17 protein-coding genes are annotated in these 19713 nt (G+C 64.1%); 12 read left to right on the top strand and 5 right to left on the bottom strand.

The window, feature by feature from the left end; genetic code table 11:
* Nucleotides 1–25: 25 nt before the first annotated feature.
* Nucleotides 26–634, bottom strand: a complete 609-nt coding sequence (locus AB1286_RS09290; RefSeq protein ID WP_430363002.1) for a phosphatase PAP2 family protein — start codon at nucleotides 632–634, stop codon at nucleotides 26–28.
* 188 nt (nucleotides 635–822) lie between these two features.
* On the opposite strand from AB1286_RS09290, the gene AB1286_RS09285 reads away from it, so the two are divergent.
* The 4 genes from AB1286_RS09285 (at nucleotide 823) to AB1286_RS09270 (ending at nucleotide 3747) form a co-directional block, all read left to right on the top strand.
* The gene (locus AB1286_RS09285) at nucleotides 823–1458 is read left to right on the top strand and encodes a lytic transglycosylase domain-containing protein (protein WP_430363001.1); all 636 of its coding nucleotides are present in this window, start codon (nucleotides 823–825) and stop codon (nucleotides 1456–1458) included.
* A 219-nt stretch (nucleotides 1459–1677) separates the two neighbouring features.
* A complete protein-coding gene (locus AB1286_RS09280) occupies nucleotides 1678–2070 on the top strand; it encodes a surface-adhesin E family protein (protein WP_430363000.1) in 393 nt (130 codons plus the stop codon).
* 126 nt (nucleotides 2071–2196) lie between these two features.
* Nucleotides 2197–2631: a CHRD domain-containing protein gene (locus AB1286_RS09275; protein WP_430362999.1), complete on the top strand. Its 435-nt coding sequence runs from the start codon at nucleotides 2197–2199 to the stop codon at nucleotides 2629–2631.
* A gap of 153 nt (nucleotides 2632–2784) precedes the next feature.
* Nucleotides 2785–3747: an alpha/beta hydrolase gene (locus AB1286_RS09270; protein WP_430362998.1), complete on the top strand. Its 963-nt coding sequence runs from the start codon at nucleotides 2785–2787 to the stop codon at nucleotides 3745–3747.
* Here AB1286_RS09270 and AB1286_RS09265 read toward each other — a convergent pair.
* Entirely contained in the window at nucleotides 3693–4574 is an 882-nt protein-coding gene (locus AB1286_RS09265) for an EcsC family protein (protein WP_430362997.1), read from the bottom strand. The two genes, AB1286_RS09270 and AB1286_RS09265, sit on opposite strands and share 55 nt — an antisense overlap.
* Before the next feature lie 135 nt (nucleotides 4575–4709).
* Here AB1286_RS09265 and AB1286_RS09260 point away from each other — a divergent pair, with 135 nt between their 5' ends.
* Together AB1286_RS09260 and AB1286_RS09255 are read left to right on the top strand one after the other, a co-directional pair.
* The gene (locus tag AB1286_RS09260) at nucleotides 4710–6305 is read left to right on the top strand and encodes an MFS transporter (protein WP_430362996.1); all 1596 of its coding nucleotides are present in this window, start codon (nucleotides 4710–4712) and stop codon (nucleotides 6303–6305) included.
* Nucleotides 6306–6332: 27 nt separating this feature from the next.
* On the top strand, nucleotides 6333–6833 hold the full coding sequence (locus tag AB1286_RS09255) for a MarR family winged helix-turn-helix transcriptional regulator (RefSeq protein ID WP_430362995.1): 501 nt from the start codon (nucleotides 6333–6335) through the stop codon (nucleotides 6831–6833).
* 16 nt (nucleotides 6834–6849) lie between these two features.
* Here the strand turns inward: AB1286_RS09255 and AB1286_RS09250 are convergent, their stop codons facing one another.
* Nucleotides 6850–8133 (bottom strand): amino acid deaminase, encoded by a 1284-nt coding sequence (locus tag AB1286_RS09250; RefSeq protein WP_430362994.1) that lies wholly within the window; start codon nucleotides 8131–8133, stop codon nucleotides 6850–6852.
* A 154-nt stretch (nucleotides 8134–8287) separates the two neighbouring features.
* Between AB1286_RS09250 and AB1286_RS09245 the strand changes: the two genes are divergently transcribed.
* The gene (locus tag AB1286_RS09245) at nucleotides 8288–9784 is read left to right on the top strand and encodes an N-acyl-D-amino-acid deacylase family protein (RefSeq protein WP_430362993.1); all 1497 of its coding nucleotides are present in this window, start codon (nucleotides 8288–8290) and stop codon (nucleotides 9782–9784) included.
* A 101-nt stretch (nucleotides 9785–9885) separates the two neighbouring features.
* Here the strand turns inward: AB1286_RS09245 and queF are convergent, their stop codons facing one another.
* Both queF and ilvA read right to left on the bottom strand, forming a co-directional pair.
* Nucleotides 9886–10710, bottom strand: coding sequence for an NADPH-dependent 7-cyano-7-deazaguanine reductase QueF (queF, locus tag AB1286_RS09240; protein WP_430362992.1), 825 nt, complete (start codon nucleotides 10708–10710; stop codon nucleotides 9886–9888).
* A gap of 26 nt (nucleotides 10711–10736) precedes the next feature.
* Entirely contained in the window at nucleotides 10737–12263 is a 1527-nt protein-coding gene (gene ilvA / locus AB1286_RS09235) for a threonine ammonia-lyase, biosynthetic (RefSeq protein WP_430362991.1), read from the bottom strand.
* A 502-nt stretch (nucleotides 12264–12765) separates the two neighbouring features.
* Between ilvA and AB1286_RS09230 the strand changes: the two genes are divergently transcribed.
* From AB1286_RS09230 to AB1286_RS09210, 5 genes are all read left to right on the top strand, one after another.
* On the top strand, nucleotides 12766–16794 hold the full coding sequence (locus AB1286_RS09230; protein WP_430362990.1) for a DUF3683 domain-containing protein: 4029 nt from the start codon (nucleotides 12766–12768) through the stop codon (nucleotides 16792–16794).
* Nucleotides 16795–16880: 86 nt separating this feature from the next.
* The gene (locus tag AB1286_RS09225; RefSeq protein WP_430365023.1) at nucleotides 16881–17309 is read left to right on the top strand and encodes an HIT family protein; all 429 of its coding nucleotides are present in this window, start codon (nucleotides 16881–16883) and stop codon (nucleotides 17307–17309) included.
* A gap of 53 nt (nucleotides 17310–17362) precedes the next feature.
* Nucleotides 17363–17776, top strand: coding sequence for a gamma-butyrobetaine hydroxylase-like domain-containing protein (locus tag AB1286_RS09220; protein ID WP_430362989.1), 414 nt, complete (start codon nucleotides 17363–17365; stop codon nucleotides 17774–17776).
* Nucleotides 17777–17800: 24 nt separating this feature from the next.
* Complete coding sequence (ubiE, locus tag AB1286_RS09215; protein WP_430362988.1) at nucleotides 17801–18532, top strand: bifunctional demethylmenaquinone methyltransferase/2-methoxy-6-polyprenyl-1,4-benzoquinol methylase UbiE; 732 nt, start codon at nucleotides 17801–17803, stop codon at nucleotides 18530–18532.
* A 36-nt stretch (nucleotides 18533–18568) separates the two neighbouring features.
* Entirely contained in the window at nucleotides 18569–19561 is a 993-nt protein-coding gene (locus AB1286_RS09210; protein ID WP_430362987.1) for a Tim44 domain-containing protein, read from the top strand.
* Nucleotides 19562–19713 lie beyond the last annotated feature (152 nt).

The following is a 19713-nucleotide window of genomic DNA, read 5'->3' as shown; positions in this document are numbered from 1 at the left end:
AACATGCAGACGGCGGCGCGCTCGATTATGGCCGCAGCCAGCCCAGCCGAATGGGCGCGGCAAACACGCGCCGATGGATAGCGACAGCCCATTGGGTCAACCGCGGCCCGGCGTGCCTCCATGCCGGGGTTAGTGCGATGTGTACCGCAACGGCTACGCCTGCGGCGCCGATCATATCGAGCGGGAAATGGACCCCGAGAAAAATGCGAGCCCACGCCACAGCCAAGCCGCTTGCGAACGTCGCGAGACCTAGACGTGTCATCCGCTGCGCGAAGAGGGTCACGCAAAGCGCGGCGAAGACCGTCGCGTGATCGCTCGGAAACGAAGAGTCGGGTGCGTGCGCGAGAAACGTATGTCCGAGACCGATCATGAAGGGCCTCGGGTGCGACCAAGCTAGGCCGATCAACTGATTCGCGCCGAGCGCAACTAGTGCGACGGCGCATCCTCGCAGCGCCGTTTCGCGACGATGTGTGTCGGCCGACAGCCAAAGGCCGATCAAAAGAAGCGGGATGGACCAAATCAGGCCGTTGGCGACGAAGGCGGCAACGGCGATGCCTAAGGCCGGTGTGGACGGCGTTGCATCGATCGCCAAAAACAGCGCGCGGTTCAGCGCTTCGAGTTCGTTTAGTGCCATGGGGACGTCGTCGTGAGAGCCAGGCCCGATTGTCCGCTGCGGTTGCTTAACGCGGCCTTAACCGGCGCGGGCGGCGATCGGGTACCTCGACACGGCCCTTTTAATCGACTGATGAATTCAATCGAGCCCCTGAAAGTCCCGGAATGAGCCGCTATAATGCGGCGCACCCCTTTTCTCTTAAGTGCCTGATGACACGACTCTTTTTCGCGTTGCTACTCTCGTTCGGTCTGGCTGCGTCCGCGTCCGCATTTGCGCAGGAGTCCGAAGCATCGCGCGTGCTGGCCGCATCGGCCGGTGTGAGCGCCAGTGCGCCGAGCGAAGCGTCGGGGGCCGTAGCCGCGTCGGATGGCGCTGCGGTGACGGCAACGGGAACGGGGTCCGGGCAAGTCCACCGCATCCGCGAGATGCTCACGCAAAAGTTCGGACTCGCGCGTGCCAAAGCGGAACAGATCTCCTCGGCGGTGATGACCTCGGCATCGAAGTACTCGCTACCGCCCGCGCTGGTGCTCGCGATCATCTCGATCGAGTCGCGTTTCCAAGACCATGCGCGCGGCAGGCACGGCGCGACGGGACTCATGCAGGTCGTCCCGGCAGCGCATAAGAGGCTCGTCAAAAACCTCGACCTGACCGAACCGGCCACCAACATCGAGGCGGGCTCGGCCATCTTGCACGGCTACTTGGAATCGGCTCGCGGCGATGTGGGCGCCGCCCTCAAGAGCTATGGCGGTTCCACCGCCTATGCACGCAAAGTCAGCCTACGCGCGAAAGACTTCGAAGTCGTCGACTCGGCGAGCGACGCGACCGCCGCGTCGGCGGCGCGGTAACGGGCGCATGCCGCGTTCGCATTCGGCGCACGCATCCTCGCAAGGTGGTTAGCACACCCCTGCACTTTGCGCCAGGGCGGACCAATACACGAGATTTTCGGGAGGCTTTCACACTATGCTCTGCTAGAATCTGAGCCATCGTGCAAAAAAATATGCAGGACACCAAAATAATTAGCGATTTCGCAAAGCCGGGCCATTCCGAACGTTAGGAAACAAAACATGAATTGGCTCCGCCCTTTGATCGTCTTCACTGTTGCACTAGGTTCCGTGGCGTACGCCGATGCCACGCAATGGACGCCTTTGAAAAGCGCCAGCGATCTAGCCTACGCAGTCGATACCGACAGCATTGCAACCGATTCAGACGGTTATATCGAATACACCGCGAAGACCACGTGGAAGTCGTCTTCGATGATGCCCGGGGCGAGTGCGCCGGTTGCGGTTTCCGTCACGCGGTATCAAATCGACTGCGCCGGTAAGCAGTGGCGCGCGCTCGATACGCACTATCTGGGCGCGGACGGCTCGCCGGCCGGCGCGCTGCGCTCGGGCGATTCGGCTTGGGTGGCGGTGAGCCCGGGCACCGTCGTGGACACGATGTTTCGCAAGGTCTGCTGACGCTGCGTTCGTCTCGCTTGCGCTGCTGTCGCACGATGTTCTTCAACTTGTTCTAGTATGTGGAGCCGCCGCAACTGGGGTGCGGAGCGTGTTCGCACAGGCGGCCTCAACAAACAGGAGAGCAAGATGCATGTAATGCGAAAGCTGAATCTGGCCGTTTTGTTGTGGGCGGTCGCAACGGGCGCCGCGTTCGCCGACACCGTTTCGCTGAAGGCCAATCTCGAGCCGTCCAGCGAGGTGCCGCCCAAGACGTCCAAGGGTCATGGCGCATTGCAGGCGACCTTCGATACGGCTTCGAAAGACCTCAAATGGCAGGTTACGTACGAAGGGCTAACCGGGCCCGCGACGATGGCGCATTTCCACGGTCCCGCGCCCGTCGGTCAAAATGCCGGCGTTCAGGTCGGTATTCCCAAGGATAAGCTCGCGAGCCCGATCGCAGGCGAGAAGACGCTCACCGACGCGCAAGCCGACGACTTGATGAACGGCAAGTGGTACTTCAATGTGCATACTGCGGCCAACCCGAGCGGCGAAATCCGCGGGCAGGTCGTTCCGGCCAACTAAGGGATTCATCGCGCTCGAGCAATGCCGGGCCGCTCGTTGCGCGGGAAGTGCGTTCCCGCGCACAGTCTGCGCCGGCGCCGCAGCGCTTTCGCGTTTGTCCACGTACCATGGCGGTTAGCGTCGAGAATCAAGTTAAGCGCGGAGTGGATAGCGATGAGCTGGCAAAGCGCCGTCGCCTGTTGGTTGCTCAAGAAACAATTTCGCCCTGAAACGCTCAAGCCGCATGTGAGCGTCGAGCGGGCGCGTCTTCACGCGAGCGCGCGGATTCGGCGGCCGAAGGTGCCGGCCGGTTGGCGGTTGACCGAGCAGATGTCGCCGTCCGATGCGCCGCTGCGCGGCGAATGGTTGGAGCGTCCAGCCGATCTCGCCCGGCGCTCGCCGGTGCGCACGATTCTGTATTGCCATGGCGGCGGCTATTATTTTTGTTCGCCGGCATCGCACCGTCCGCTCGTCTTCGCGCTCGCGTCGCGTTCGGGTGCCCGCACATTCTCCCTGGACTACCGGCTCGCGCCCGAGCATCCGTTTCCGGCCGCGCTCGACGACGCGCTCGCCGCCTATCGACGACTGCTTGCCCGAGACGTCCCTGCCGATTCGATCGTCATTGCCGGCGATTCGGCAGGCGGCGGCCTTGCGTTGGCGACGCTCGTCGCGCTACGCGATGCCGGCGATCCGTTGCCGGCGGCCGGGGTCCTCTTCTCGCCGTGGACGGATCTCGCGGCCACGGGCGGCACGATCGAGTCCAACGACGGTATCGACCCGATGTTTTGCGGAGCCGCCATCGGGCGGGCTGCGAAGTTTTATGTCGGCGACGCCGATCCGACGCATCCCTATCTTTCTCCGGTGTACGCCGATCTATCGGGCCTGCCGCCGCTGATGATTCAGGCGAGCAGCACCGAAGTGCTGCTCGACGACACGCGACGCGTGGCGGAGCGCGCACGTTCGGCGGGGGTCTCGGTGCAATGCGAGATCTGGCCGAAAATGCCGCACGTATGGCACTTGTGGACGCCTTTCGTACCCGAGGCGAAGCAAGCCCTCGAGCGGGCGACGCTGTTCGTGCGAACTCACGCGCGCGAGCGCGTAGCCGGCGCTGCCGCCGTCGATTCGATCGCGCGATAGGCCGCCTGTACGGCTGGGGTGCCGTAGCGCCGCTCGAGGCGGCGAACGGTGAAATGTCCGTGCGCCGTCTGCTGGAAGTGATCGATGAAGACGGTATTGACGGCGGCGCCGAGCACGGCACCGATCGCGGGGATCGATTTGGCCGCGATCTGTTCGCTGACTTGAGCGGAAAAACGGGCCGCGATCACGTTCATGAGCCGCACGAGCGCGGGGGCGCCATGTGCCGCGACGCCCTTGCTGGCCAGTTCCGATGACGCCTTCGAGATCGCCTGCGCGAGTGCGCCGCGGGCGATGAAGTAGCCGAAGTCGGCTTCCTCGTCTTGAGCGTTGCTCCCCATCCCGAATACGGCGAGACATTGCAGCCGCGCATGCGCCTCGCGTAGATCTTCGCCTTCGCTGCGCGCAATAGCGCAGATGGACCGGAACATCAGCGTGGTCGTGAGAGGCAATTCGGCCGGCAGCGCGACAAGGCCGAATGCGCCGCCCGCGGCGCCTGTCGTCGCGACAGCCACTTTGTGAAGCCAATCGCGCGGCTTGCCGCTTGCCGCTGTGCGCGGCCGGGCGGTGCCGTCCTCGAGCGCCGGCTCCGGCTTGCCGAGCGTTGCGAGCGCCGTGCGTAAGCTGGCGTCGAGCGCGCGGCGCGTGGCATCGGCGATCGTTTCGTGCGCATAAGCCGGCAATCGCGCGAGCAAACGCTCGATCGGCATGCCAACCGCACCCGCCAGCTTCATCGCCAGCGGCTGTCTTTCAAGCGCCCGTTTAGCCTCGGCCAAGGCGGCGAGATCGTCGACGGTGAGTTGCGGCCCTAAGATAGGGATCGGTTCCATGTGGCAAATTGAGGGAAAAAGAGGGGAGAAGCGCACGAATCGGCGATAGCGCGGCCTGCCGCTCCCCAGCAAATTCTATGCGGCCATGCTATCATTCGGCATTCTTTGACGCATCAACGATTGCTTCCTCAAAAAATGGCCGTTCACACCGCCGCTCATCACTCGCGCGGGCAGCTGCTGCCGTTCCGTGAGTCGCTTCTCGCCATGCTCGGCATCTCCTTCGTCACCATGCTGGTCGCATTCGATCAGACCGTCGTCGGTACCGCGTTGCCGACGATTGTCGCCGAGTTGCGCGGTTTCGAGCTCTATGCCTGGGTGGCGACGTCCTACTTACTGACGTCCGTCATCACTGTGCCGATTTTCGGGCGACTGGGCGACTATTTCGGGCGCAAGCCGTTCGTGATCGCCTCCATCGTTGTCTTCACGGGAGCATCCGTGCTGTGCGGCGCGGCCAATAGCATGCTGTTTCTCGTGATCGCGCGCGCGTTACAGGGCATCGGCGGCGGCATGCTCGTCGGCACGGCATTCGCCTGCATCCCCGATCTGTTTCCCGACTCGGTGGTGCGCCTGCGTTGGCAGGTCCTCATGAGCTCGGCATTCGGGATCGCGAATGCGATCGGGCCGTCGCTCGGCGGGTTTCTGACGCAGTACTACGGCTGGCGCTCCGCCTTTTACGTCAATCTTCCCGTCGGCTTGCTTTCGCTCGTTTTCGTTTGGCGCTATCTGCCGCATGTCCGGCATCTGAAGGCTGGCGGCAAGATTCGGCTCGACTGGCCCGGTTCGTTGTTGATCGCGCTCGCGCTCGGTTCCCTGCAATTGCTGGTCGAATCGCTGTCTCAGCATGGCTTATCGCGCGGCGTCGGGGCACTGGGCGTGGCAGCCGCCGTCTCGGCCGTGGCGCTGTGGAAATGGGAGCAGCGCGCTGCCCAGCCGATTCTGCCGCTCGATATGTTCGCCAATCGCAGTCTCGCCGCGCTGTTCACGTTGTCGGTGCTCGGCGGATACTCGATGTTTTCGTTGATTTTTTACGCGCCGCTACTGCTGCAAGGCGGCTTCGGACTCTCGCCCAAGGATGCGGGCCTGCTGATCACGCCGCTCGTCGTATTCATCACGATCGGCAGTATTCTCAACGGCCGTATCGTAACGCGCATCCGCCGGCCCAACGCGATGCTCTACGTCGGCTGCGCGCTGTTGGCGTGTGCCTGCATCGGTACGGCGGCGGCCACGCGTTCGATGCCGCACCCGCTGCTCATGGGGCTCATGATGCTGGCCGGGGTGGGTCTCGGCTTCGTGCTGCCGAACCTCACGGTGTTCGCCCAGGAAACGGCCGGACGCGAGCACTTAGGGATCGCCACTGCTTTGCTGCAATCGCTGCGCATGATCGGGGGCATGTTCGGGGCGGCCGTGACGGGCACGCTGATCACCCATCTTTACGCTCGCGGCGTGCGCGATGCGCTGACCGATGCGAACGCCATGCAATGGTGGTCCACCATGCGCGATCCGCAAATCCTCGTCAATCAAAACGCTCAACGTACGCTGCTCGAATCGCTCGCGCATGCGGGCCATGACGGCGCCGCGTTGCTCGAACAAGCACGCGTGTCGCTCGTTACCGCGATTCACGCGGGTCTCGCCGTGGCGGCCGTCGTCGCGCTCGTCGCGCTCTGGCGGTGCGCGAGCGTACCGCACGTGAGCATCACCCGTCGTGGCGAGCCCGTACCTGCGGCAGAATAGCGCCGACAAAGGAATAAGGGTTGCACCATGGAAGACTACATCGCGATCGTTCAGCAGTTCGGCCGAACCTATCGCTCGTTCATGTCGGCGTTCGAAGCGCAAGTGGGGCATGCGATGCCCCGCTGGCGCATCTTGCTCGCGCTTACAGACCCCGACGGCGAGTGGTCGCAAAAGCGGCTCGTCGAACGGCTGCGGATCGATCCGGGCGCGCTGACGCGTCAGTTGAAATCGCTCGAAGCGCTCGGTTGGATCGAGCGCAGCGTCGACGCGCGCGACAACCGCATCACGAATGTCCGGTTGACGAACGAAGGGCGCCACGCCGTCGATGCGAGCTTGCCGCAGCGCAACGCGTTCTTGCTCGAAACGATGGGGGCGCTGCCGGACGATGCGTTGTCGGCGTTATCGGACGCGTTGGCGAAGCTCGAGGCGAGGATCGGCGAAGTGGCCGACTCGCCGCCGCTTACCGGCGATACGACGAACTCGAGCGGCGAGGGCGGCCAGCTTGCGCCGGGCGACCGTCGCCGGTGACGCGCCAGCCGGCATCTCAGAAAAACGTTTCGATCACCTCGGTCACGCGGTAGCGCTCGTCGACGACGAGCAACTGCCGCCACTTGTCGAACGTTAGACACGGGTGCGAAATATCGAAGGCGAGCATATCGCCCACTTTCAGATCGGCGCCCGGAACGATGCGCAGATAGGCATGCTGATCCATCATCCCCGTGACTTCCCAGCCCTCGCTCTGTGCGATCTCGCGCGGTGCGTCGGCGCCGGGCCGATAGTGGCGCGCCGGGACGGGCATGCCCGCATCGAAGGCCGCGTCACGCTTGCCGAAACCGACGATCGCCCGGTCCGCCTCCGGAATCGACTGCACGTACGCCCAGAGCTGCAACGCCGGCAGTAAGGCTTCGCCCATTTTCTTCGCGATCGGATTGCGCGCGAGGATCTCGGTTTGTGCCTTCTTATAGATGCCGACGTCGTGCGTCAGATAGCAGCCGGGGCGCAGCACCACGTCGATCGCGCCCGCCTTCGATTGCGCGGCAAATTCCTCCGCGACGATGTCGTACCAGGCCGAACCCGCGCCCGACAGGATCGCTGGGCTGCGCTCGAAGCGGCCTGCCTGCGCGAGCGTACGCGTGGTATCGACCGCCCGCCGCAAGAACGCGCGCACGGCTTGCTCGTCGGCCAGCACGCCCTCGTACAGTTCGATGCCGGCGAGCACCAGCGTGCCTTCGTGACGAGCGATCGCGGCGAGTACGCCTTCGAGCTGGGCATCGTCGCGTACGCCCGTTCGTCCGCCTTGCACCCCCAGTTCGATCAACACTTGCAACCGGCGGCCGGCAGCCTTGAAGAAGGTGCCGAGCTGATCGACTCCATCCGGCGAGTCCACGAGGCAAAAGAAGTCGAAGTCAGGATCGGACAAAAGCTCGGCGATCATCGCCATGTTCTGCTTGCCGACGAGCTGGTTGGCCATCAACACGCGCTCGACGCCGCCATGGTAGGCCGCGCGCGTTTGATGGGCCGTGGCGAGCGTAATCCCCCAAGCGCCCGTGTCGAGCTGCCGGCGAAACAATTGCGGCGCCATCGTCGTTTTGCCGTGCGGCGCGAACTTCAGCCCGTATTCGGCGATGAAGTCTTGCATCCATTTCAAGTTGTGCTCAATCCGGTCCGCGTAGAGGACAGCGGCCGGCAAGCTCACGTTTTCGTCGAGCAGATTCCATTCGAGGTTCTTCGCCGAGTCGAGCGGCACACTCGTGCTCGGCACCATGCCTAAGCCCTTGCCGAGCGGGTCGATGCAGGCGGCCGTATAGCTCGTCATCGTCAATGTCATCGGAGTCGTCCCTGGTGTAATCGTGCGACGGCGTCCCTGCCGGCGTTCGGACTCCCATAGTACAGAAACTGCGAGTACGATTCTCGGCAAGCCGGTGCCGCCGCATCCCGCCGCGGCACACCGCCCTAACGCGCCTCGCACACGGAGACGAACCATGCATTCTCATCCGGAAGCCGCCGATACGTTGATCTACGGTGCCACGCTCTACGACGGGACAGGCAAGCCGCCCGTCGTGCGCGACGTCGCAATTCGCGGCGAGAAGATCGCAGCCGTCGGCAACCTCTCGAATTGGATTGCCGAAGAGATCGTCGAGGCGGACGGCCGCGCGCTGGCGCCCGGTTTCATCGACGTCCACACGCACGACGACACCCATGTCATCCGCGAGCCGCAGATGCTGCCCAAGCTCTCGCAAGGCGTGACCACCGTTATCGTCGGCAACTGCGGTATCAGTGCATCGCCCGTTACGCTGCGCGGCGATCCGCCCGATCCGATGAACCTGCTCGGCGAGCGCGAATCGTTTTGCTTTCCCACCTTCGGCGCGTACGTCGATGCGGTCAATGCCGCGCGCCCGGCCGTCAACGTCGCGGCGCTCGTCGGCCATACGGCGTTGCGCAGCAATCATATGGACCGGCTTGACCGGGGGGCGACGGCGGCCGAGATCGACGCGATGCGCGCACAGCTCGTCGACGCGCTCGAGCACGGTGCGCTCGGCTTGAGCTCCGGTCTGGCGTATGCGTCGGCATTTCACGCGCCGACCGAAGAGGTGATGGCGCTCGCGGCGCCGCTCGCGCAGGCGGGCGCGCTTTACGCGACCCACATGCGCAGCGAGTTCGACGCGATTCTCGACGCGTTCGACGAAGCATGCCGCATCGGCCGGCACGCACACGTGCCGGTGGTCGTCTCGCATCTGAAATGCGCCGGGCCGCGCAACTGGGGGCGCAGCGTCGAAGTGCTCGCGTCGCTCGAACGCGCGCGAGCGACACAGCACGTGGGCTGCGACTGCTATCCGTACGACCGCAGTTCCACCACGCTGGATCTCAAGCAGGTCACGGGCGACATCGAGATCACCGTGACCTGGTCCAAACCGCATCCCGAGGCGTCGGGCAAGCGGTTGGCGGCCATTGCGAGCGAGTGGGGCGTGACGCAGCACGAAGCGGCGGCGCGCTTGCAGCCGGCGGGCGCGGTGTACCACAACATGTCCGAAGACGACGTGCGGCGGATCCTGGCCCACCCGGCGTCGATGGTGGGTTCGGACGGGTTGCCGAACGATCCGCTGCCGCACCCGCGGCTTTGGGGCACGTTCCCGCGCGTGCTTGGCCACTACGCGCGCGACGTGCGGTTGATGCCGCTCGAGGAGGCGGTGCGCAAGATGACGGGGTTGTCCGCGCGGCGCTTCGGGCTCGAGCGGCGCGGCGAGATTCACGTCGGCTATCACGCCGATCTCGTGTTGTTCGACCCCGCGACGGTGCGCGATGCGGCCACGTTCGACAATCCGCGTCAGGTCGCCGACGGTATCGACGCCGTGTGGGTCAACGGCGCGTTGTCGTACCGCGATCGCGCGCCGTCGGGCGCGCGCGCGGGACGCTTCGTGCCGCGCGGCGCGAGGGCGGCCGGCGACGATCGAGGCGCGTCCGCGAGCGAGGCGTTCTGAGCCGATCGAAGCGAGGCGGCGCTCAGGTTTCCGGCGGGAGCTAGGGTTGCCCAGGGCCCCGCCGTACCGGCTTCATCGGATTTTGGCGCTTGCGCAGGCCTTTATTGCCGCGCCGTGCGCGCGTTATCGGGCATCGGCAGGTTGTAGTTGGTGCGAAACGGATTGATGTCGAGCCCGCCGCGACGCGTATAGCGCGCATAGACGGCGAGCTTCACCGGGCGGCACTCGCGCAGAACGTCGATGAAGATGCGCTCGACGCATTGCTCGTGAAAACCCGTGTGCGAGCGATAGGAAATGATGTAGCGCAGCAGCCCCGCATGGTCGATCTGCGGTCCCACGTAGTGGATCTGCACGCTGCCCCAATCGGGTTGGCCCGTTACCGGGCAGTTCGATTTCAGCAAGTTGGAATAAAGCGTTTCTTCCACGGGCGCTTCGCCGTGAGCGGCGGTCAGCAGCGTCGGATCCGGTTGGTAGACGTCGGCATCGAGATCGAGGCGATCGAGCGAAAGTCCGTCGAATTCTTCGAACTCGAGCTTGCTAAATTCCGCGGGCGTCGCGAGACGCACCGAGACGCTCGCGCCGCATGCGGCCGAGACGTCGCGCTTAAGCATCTCGCGCAGCGCGTCGACGGATTCGACGCGCGTCTGCGCAAACGAGCCCAGATAAAGCTTGAACGATTTCGACTCGACGATGTTCGCCGACTCGGCCGGCACGAAAAACGTGGCGATGGCGATCTGCGGCTTGCCGCGCATATTGAGCCAGGACAGCTCGTAGGCGTTCCAAATATCGGTGCCGAAAAACGGCAGCGTCTGCGCGATGCCGATCGCTTCGCGCGCTTGGCTGCGTGCGATGGGAAAGAGCAGCGTCGGATCGTACTGTTCGGTATAGCTCGTGCTTTTGCCGAGCGGCGAATGTTCGGGAGTCATGGTGTCCGGTCGAGAATGGAGGCGTCTCACGCAAGAAAGAGCCGATAGACGGGGTTGCCGCTCTCGTCCCAATGCGGATAGCCGAGCGTCGATAGGAATCGCGCGAACGCTTCGTTGTCCGCCAGCGGTACCTGGATGCCGACGAGGATCGAGCTGTAATCCGCGCCTTGGTTTCGATAGTGAAACAGGCTGATGTTCCAATCGGGCGCCATCGACGAAAGGAATTTCATGAGCGCACCGGGCCGTTCGGGAAACTCGAACCGGAACAGGCGCTCGTCGCGCGCGAGCGGAGAGTGGCCCCCGACCATATAGCGAATGTGCTGCTTGGACAGTTCGTCGCCCGTCAGATCCACGGTGGGAAAGCCATGCTGCTCGAACGTGCCGGCGATCTCCGCCGATTCGCCTCGGCTCTTGATTTGCACGCCGACGAAGATGTGCGCCGCGCTCGCGTCGGCGATACGGTAGTTGAACTCGGTAACGTTGCGCTCGCCCACGAGTTCGCAAAAGCGCTTGAAACTGCCGCGCTCTTCGGGAATCGTCACCGCGAAGACGGCTTCGCGCGCTTCGCCCACCTCGGCTCGTTCCGCGACGAAGCGCATCCGGTCGAAATTCATGTTCGCGCCGGAGGTGACGGCGACCAGCGTTTCGCCCGTCACGCCCGTGCGTTCGGCATACTGCTTGGCGCCCGCCACCGACAGCGCGCCTGCGGGTTCGAGCAAGCTACGCGTGTCTTGGAAGACATCCTTGATCGCGGCACACAGTGCATCCGTGTTGACGGTGAGGACATCGTCCAAATACTGGCGGCACAGGCGGAACGTTTCCTCGCCCACGAGTTTGACCGCGGTGCCGTCGGAAAAGAGACCGACTTCGGGCAAGGTGACGCGCTCGCCGGCCCGGATGGAGCGCGCCATGGCGCACGAGTCTTCCGTTTGTACGCCGATGACTTTGATGTCCGGACGCACCGCTTTCACGTAGGCGCCGATGCCGGCGGCCAGTCCGCCGCCGCCGATGGGGACGAAGATCGCATGAATGGGCGCCTGATGCTGGCTCAGGATTTCCATCGCGACGGTGCCTTGCCCGGCGATCACATAGGGATCGTCGAACGGATGCACGAAGGTCAGGCCTCGCGCCTTTTGCAGCTCGATCGCATGCGCATAAGCGTCGCTATACGATTCGCCGAACTGGACGACCTCGACGGTGGGGCCGCCGTGCGCGCGTACCGCGTCGACCTTCACTTGCGGCGTCGTGACGGGCACGACGATGACGGCCTTGACGGCGAGCCGCGCGGCCGAAAACGCCACGCCCTGCGCGTGGTTGCCGGCCGAGGCCGTGATGACGCCCCGGGCGCGCGCATCGGCGTCGATGTGCACCATTTTGTTGTAGGCGCCGCGCAGCTTGAAGGAAAAGACGGGCTGATTGTCCTCGCGCTTCAAATAGACGCGATTGGACAGCCGGGCGGAGAGATTGCGCGCCGGTTCGAGTTCCGTCTCGCGAGCGACGTCGTAGACGCGGGCGGTCAGGATTTTCTTCAGGTAATCGTGAGACGAGGACATGGGCGTGAGGCGCTTAACGGGCGCGCGTGGCGTGCGGGATGCGAAAGGGTCAATGATAGCGCCAACGGACGGCGGTTTTCTCCTGCCGAATGGATAACCGCAAGGCATAGAAAGCCGCCCGAAAATTGACCGGATGGACGGTCGGCCGGCGGGTTGGGGCGCGGATTCGGCCGTTGCGGCGAGTTCAATCGCGCGTCAACGCGTCTTCGTGCGATGCGGTAGAATTCTGTTTTAAAACCAGGACCGGATAATGCGCTGGCAGCCACGGACGGCCCCTCTCACCCCAGCCCCGCGGGAAGCGCGTCCCGCGGCGCAGCGGCACGCCCGTCACGCACGATCGTGCGGCTAGCGACCTTCTGATGCGAGCAGGCTGCGCTGCCGCCTACCCGCGCGGCGAGCCCTCGCTGCCGACGCCCAGTTTCCAGAAATCATTGCGCGTGACGCGCATTGCCGGCCTTGAACGTCGATGGACGCCTTGGCCGGCCTATCGATCCGTCCGACCATGAACGCACCTCAAGTCTTCGATCCGCACGGCGCCGCGGCTGCCGTCGCCGCCGAACCCGAACCGCGCTTGCGCGAGATTCCGTACAACTACACGTCGTTTTCCGATCGGGAAATCGTCATTCGCCTGCTGGGCGACGAAGCATGGCGCGCGCTCGACGAGCTGCGCGCCGAGCGCCGCACCGGCCGCTCGGCCCGGATGCTGTACGAAGTGCTCGGCGACATCTGGGTCGTGCGCCGCAATCCGTATCTGCAAGACGACCTGCTCGACAATCCGAAGCGCCGCGCGTTGCTGATCGAGGCGTTGAACCACCGGCTGAACGAAATCGAGAAGCGCCGCCGCGCCGACATGGTCGAGCACGGCGACGAAGCGGGGCGCGAACGCGCGTCGCGCGTCGAAATGCTGGTCGCGAGCGCACGCGGCGCCGTCGAGGCGTTCGCCGCCGAATTCGCGACGATGGCCGAACTGCGCCGCCGCGCCACCAAAGTGCTTGGCCGTTGCACGCAAAAAGACAACATTCGGTTCGACGGTCTGTCGCGCGTTTCGCACGTCACCGATGCGACCGATTGGCGCGTCGAGTACCCGTTCGTCGTGCTGACCCCCGACACCGAGGCGGAGATCGCGAGCATCGTCAAGGCCTGCTTCGAACTCGGCCTGACCGTGATTCCGCGCGGAGGCGGCACGGGCTATACGGGCGGCGCGGTTCCGCTCACGCCGTTCTCCGCCGTCATCAACACCGAAAAGCTCGAGCAGTTGGGCGCCGTCGAGTTGACGGAGCTACCCGGCGTGTCGGTCAAAGTACCGACGATTTTCTCCGGCGCAGGTGTCGTCACGCGCCGCGTGACCGAGGCGGCCGAGGCTGCGGGCTATGTGTTCGCCGTCGATCCGACCTCGCTCGACGCCTCGTGCATCGGCGGCAACGTCGCGATGAACGCAGGCGGCAAGAAGGCCGTGCTGTGGGGCACCGCGCTCGATAATCTCGCCTGGTGGCGCATGGTCGATCCGCAGGGCAATTGGCTCGAAGTGACACGGCTCGAGCACAACCGCGGCAAGATTCACGATGTCGACGTGGCCCGGTTCGAGTTGAAATGGTTCGACGGCGATGCCGCGCCGGGCGAGCGGCTCTTGCGTACGGAAACGCTCTCGATCGAGGGGCGCCGCTTCCGCAAGGAAGGGCTCGGCAAGGACGTCACCGACAAATTTCTCGCCGGCCTGCCCGGCGTGCAGAAGGAAGGCTGCGACGGGCTCATCACGTCCGCGCGCTGGGTGCTGCACAAGATGCCGGCGCATATCCGCACCGTCTGCCTCGAATTCTTCGGTCAGGCGCGCGATGCGATTCCGAGCATCGTCGAAATCAAGGATTACCTGTTCGAAACGTCCAAGCGCGGGGGCGCGATTCTCGCGGGCCTCGAGCACTTGGACGAGCGCTATCTGCGCGCGGTGGGTTACGCGACGAAATCGAAGCGCAATGCGTTTCCGAAGATGGTGCTGATCGGCGACATCGTCGGCGACGATGCCGATGCGGTGGCCTCCGCCACCTCGGAAGTCGTGCGCATGGCCAACGGCAAGAGCGGCGAGGGTTTCGTCGCCGTCAGCGCCGAAGCGCGCAAGCGTTTCTGGCTCGACCGCAGCCGTACCGCCGCGATCGCGAAGCATACGAACGCGTTCAAGATCAACGAAGACGTCGTCATTCCGTTGAACCGCATGGGCGAGTACACGGACGGCATCGAGCGGATCAACATCGAGCTCTCGCTGAAGAACAAGTTGCAACTCGTCGACGCGCTCGAAGCGTTCTTCAAGGCCGGCAATCTGCCGCTCGGCAAGACGGACGACGCCAACGAAATCCCGAGCGCGGAGTTGCTGGAAGACCGTGTGCAGCAGGCGCTCGCGCTGCTGACCCGCGTCCGTGCGCGCTGGTCGTTCGCGCTCGACAAGCTGGATTTGTCGCTGCGCGAGGCGCAGCACTACCTGGTTCAGCTCGGCTACGAGGCACTTGCCGAGAAGTTCGCCGACCGCGTGGACGATCAACCGGGCGTCAATGTCTTCCACGTGCTCCAAGACCGCACGATCCGCGCCTCGTGGAAGCAGGAAATTCGCGCCGAACTGCGCCAAATCTTCAATGGCGGCGAGTTCAAGCCGATCCTCGACGAAGCGCAGGCGATCCATAAAAAGGTCCTGCGCGGCCGCGTGTTCGTCGCACTGCACATGCATGCCGGCGACGGCAACGTGCATACGAACATTCCGGTCAACTCCGACAACTACGAGATGCTGCAAGACGCGCATAAGGCCGTCGAGCGCATCATGAAGCTGGCCCGGTCGCTCGACGGGGTGATCTCGGGCGAGCACGGGATCGGTATTACGAAGCTCGAGTTCCTGACCGAGGCCGAGATCGCCGATTTCCGCGCATATAAGGAAAGGATCGATCCGAACGGCCGCTTCAACAAGGGCAAGCTGCTGCCGGGCGCCGACCTGCGCAATGCCTACACGCCGAGCTTCGGCTTGATGGGCTATGAGTCGCTGATCATGCAGCAGTCCGACATCGGCGCAATCGCCGACTCGGTGAAAGATTGCTTGCGCTGCGGCAAGTGCAAACCGGTTTGCGCGACGCACGTGCCGCGCGCGAATCTGCTGTACAGCCCGCGTAACAAGATCTTGGCGACCTCGCTGCTCGTCGAAGCGTTCTTGTACGAGGAGCAGACGCGCCGCGGCGTGTCCATCAAGCATTGGGACGAGTTCAACGACGTGGCCGATCACTGCACGGTCTGCCACAAGTGCGCGACGCCGTGCCCGGTGAAGATCGACTTTGGCGACGTCTCGATGAATATGCGCAATCTGTTGCGCAAGATGGGCAAGAAGAAATTCAACGCGGGCGCGGCGGCGGGGATGTTCTTTTTGAACGCGACGAATCCGCAGACGATCAATGTCGCCCGCACGGCGATGATGGGGATCGGCTACAAGGCGCAGCGGTTGGGTAACGATCTGCTGAAAAATTTCGCGAAGAAGCAAACCGCGCATCCGCCGGCAACGACGGGGCGCCCGCCTGTGGTGGAGCAGGTGATCCACTTCGTGAACAAGAAGATGCCGGGCAACTTGCCGAAGAAGACGGCGCGCGCGCTGCTCGACATCGAAGACAACAAGATCGTTCCGATCATCCGCAATCCGAAGACGACGACCGTCGACTCGGAAGCGGTCTTCTATTTCCCGGGCTGCGGCTCCGAGCGGTTGTTCTCGCAGGTGGGCCTGGCGACTCAGGCGATGTTGTGGGAGGCGGGCGTACAGACGGTGCTGCCGCCGGGCTACCTGTGCTGCGGCTATCCGCAGCGCGGGGCCGGCCAGTACGACAAGGCCGAGAAGATCGTCACGGACAACCGGGTGCTGTTCCACCGGGTGGCCAACACGCTGAACTATCTGGATATCAAGACGGTGGTCGTCTCGTGCGGCACCTGTTACGACCAATTGGCCGGCTACGAATTCGACAAGATCTTCCCGGGTTGCCGCATTATCGACATTCACGAGTTCCTGCTCGAGAAAGGGATCAAGCTCGACGGCGTGACCGGTACGCGTTACATGTATCACGACCCGTGCCACACGCCGATCAAAACGATCGATCCGGTCAAGCTCGTGAACGAGCTGATGGGGTCGAGCAACGACGGCTATAAGATCGCGAAGAACGAGCGCTGCTGCGGCGAATCGGGCACGTTCGCCGTGGCTCGCCCTGACATTTCGACGCAGGTGCGCTTCCGGAAAGAGGAAGAAATTCGTAAGGGCGCCGCCAAGCTGCGCGAAATTGCCGTGACGGCGGCGGGCACCGATGGCGACAAAGCGGCGGCCGGCAACGGTGCGGCCGACGTAAAGGTGCTCACGAGCTGCCCGTCTTGCTTGCAGGGGCTATCGCGCTATAACGAAGATGCGGGCGTCGAAGCCGATTACATCGTCGTCGAAATGGCGCGCCACGTCCTGGGCGAGAACTGGATGGCCGACTATGTCGAGCGCGCGAATAATGGCGGAATCGAGCGCGTACTGGTGTAATAGCGCCCACGCGCGGGGCGCAGACGGTGTAACGCGCGCCCGCGCATGAGTGCTTATCGACGTCGGCTTGAGGCCAAGGGACGATGATGGAATGCGTATTTTGCCGTGAGGAAGGCGGGGTCGTGCTTTGGCAGGACGATGCATTGCGCGTCGTGCTGGCCGACGAGCACGACTACCCGGGTTTTTGTCGCGTCGTGTGGAACGCGCACGTGGCGGAATTTTCGGATTTGCAGCCGGGCGAGCGGCAACGCGTGATGCTGGCCGTCTACGCGACCGAACGTGCGGTACGGCGCGTGCTGTCGCCGAATAAGGTGAATCTCGCGAGCCTCGGCAATCAGGTGCCGCATGTGCACTGGCACGTCATTCCGCGCTTTACCAACGACGCCCATTTTCCGCTGCCGATCTGGGCGCCTCGGCAACGCTCCGTCTCCGAGGCGCTGCTGTCGCAGCGGCGGGCGCAGGCCACGCTGATCGCCGAAGCGCTGCGCCAAGAAATGGCTCAAGCGCAGGGATAACGGCGTAAGCGCGAAGCGCCGCGCGGCCGCGGATTTGGAATGAGAGGCGAAAGATGAGCGGACTGACTCCCGAAACGCCGGTGCCCACGAGCATCGTCGTCCATGCAAAATCGCGCGCGTTGGAGCTGCGCTACCCGAACGGCCTCAGCTATCGGATTCCTTTTGAATTGATGCGCGTGTATTCGCCCTCGGCCGAGGTGCGCGGGCACGGACCGGGGCAAGAGACGCTGCAAACCGGCAAACGCGAGGTGACGATCGTCTCGATCGACGGCGTGGGCAATTACGCATTGCAGCCGACGTTTTCCGACGGCCATGCGACGGGCATCTATTCCTGGGATTTGCTGTACGAACTGGCCACGTGCCAGGACGCACTTTGGCGAACCTACTTCGACAGGCTCGCAGCAGCGGGGCTCGACCGCGATGCGCCGATGACGGCCGCATCGGCTCCCCGGGGCCACTGTCACTGATATGAAACGCGGAGGATAAACGCGATGAGCAAGACCCACTTCGGCTTCGAGACCGTAGACGAACAAGATAAGGCGAAGAAGGTGGCCGGCGTGTTCCACTCGGTGGCCACCAACTACGACCTGATGAACGACTTGATGTCGGGCGGGTTGCACCGCGTCTGGAAGCAATTCACGATTGCGCAAGCGAACGTACGGCCCGGCTACAAGGTGCTCGACATCGCCGGCGGCACGGGCGATCTGTCCAAGGCCTTCGCGAAACAGGCGGGCCCGAGCGGTGAAGTCTGGCTGACGGACATCAACGAATCGATGCTGCGCGTGGGCCGCGACCGCTTGCTCGATCGCGGTGTCGTCACGCCGTCGCTGCTATGCGACGCCGAGAAAATCCCATTTCCCGACAACTACTTCGATGTCGTGACCGTGGCGTTCGGGCTGCGCAATATGACCCGCAAGGAAGTGGCCATTTCCGAGATGCGCCGCGTCTTGAAGCCCGGCGGCCGGCTCCTGGTGCTGGAGTTCTCGAAAGTTTGGGAGCCGCTTAAAAAGGCCTACGACGTGTATTCGTTCAAGGTCTTGCCGTGGCTTGGCTCGAAGTTCGCGCAAGATGCCGACAGTTACCGATATCTGGCCGAATCGATTCGGATGCATCCCGATCAAGACACGTTGAAAACGATGATGGAGCAGGCCGGGCTCGATGGCGTGAAATATTACAATTTGTCAGCTGGCGTGGTAGCCTTGCACGTGGGGGTGAAATATTAGATCCCCTAACCCATTGTTTTCATAAGGAATACCAACATGGCCGGTTCGCTTTCGCATTCTTCCAAACAGCTTTCATGGCGTTTTTCGAAGCGAATCCGGCTCTTCACCGTGGCGACGATGATCGCGACCGGCGCGCTGGCCACCCTCGATGCAGAGGCGAAGCGAATGAGCGGCGGGCGCAGCATGGGGCGCCAGTCGCAAACGATGCAGCGCGAAAGTGCCCCGCCCGCGCAGCCGCTTGGGCGTCAAGCGCCGGCCGGCACGCAGCCGAGCAACGCTGCCCAGGCGGCGCGCGCGCAGCCTGCGCCGGCTCCCACGGCCGCTGCATCGGCGCGTTCGCGTTGGCTTGGGCCGATCGCCGGCCTCGCGGCAGGCTTGGGCATCGCCGCGCTGCTGTCGCATTTCGGGTTAGGCGGCGCGTTTGCGAGCGCCATGGCGAACGTCATCGTCGTCGCGTTGTTGGCGATGGCCGGTATCTGGCTCGTTCGCAAGCTGCTGTCGCTGCGGCGCGCGTCCGCTGCTCCCTCGCTTGCCACGGCCGGCGGGGCGATGCCGATGGGGCGCGACGGGTTCGGCGGCAGCGATGAGACGCCGGCGCCGAGCGCCGGCCGCGCGGCCGCCGTCTCGGCGGCGACGGTGCCGGCCACATTCGAGCGGCCGTCCGGTTTCGACGAGGCCGCCTTCCTGCACCATGCAAAGGTCAACTTCGTGCGACTTCAGGCCGCATGGGATGCGGGTAAGCTCGCCGACATCCGCGCGTTCTCGACCCCCGAGATGTTTGCCGAACTGAAGGTCGATTTCGAAGCGCGCGGCGAGCGTGATGAGACCGACGTTGTGCAGCTCAATGCCGAGCTCGTCGATCTGGCCGAAGATGCGAACGAATATGTCGCAAGCGTGCGTTACACTGGCCTGCTCCGAGAGGGCGGGGGGGCTGCGGCTCAGCCGTTCGCCGAAACGTGGCAATTGACGAAACCCAAACACGGCGGCGATGGCTGGGTGCTCGCCGGGATCGAGCAGACGGCGCATTAAGCCTCGGTTCAGGCTAGATCGCGCCGCGGCCATTGTTGGCGCGGGCGTTCCTAGCCCGACCGTTCCACCCCGGCCATTCGTCATAACGCATTTGCCTAGCGTCGGTTGCCCGGCCATCGGGCGCTACAATAGAGACCCGCGTCGGCTACCGC

Origin of the sequence: Trinickia sp. NRRL B-1857, assembly GCF_050470685.1 — a bacterium.
Lineage (GTDB): Bacteria > Pseudomonadota > Gammaproteobacteria > Burkholderiales > Burkholderiaceae > Trinickia.
Note: the sequence above shows the minus strand (reverse complement) of the source record. Positions and strands in the feature narration are given on the sequence as shown.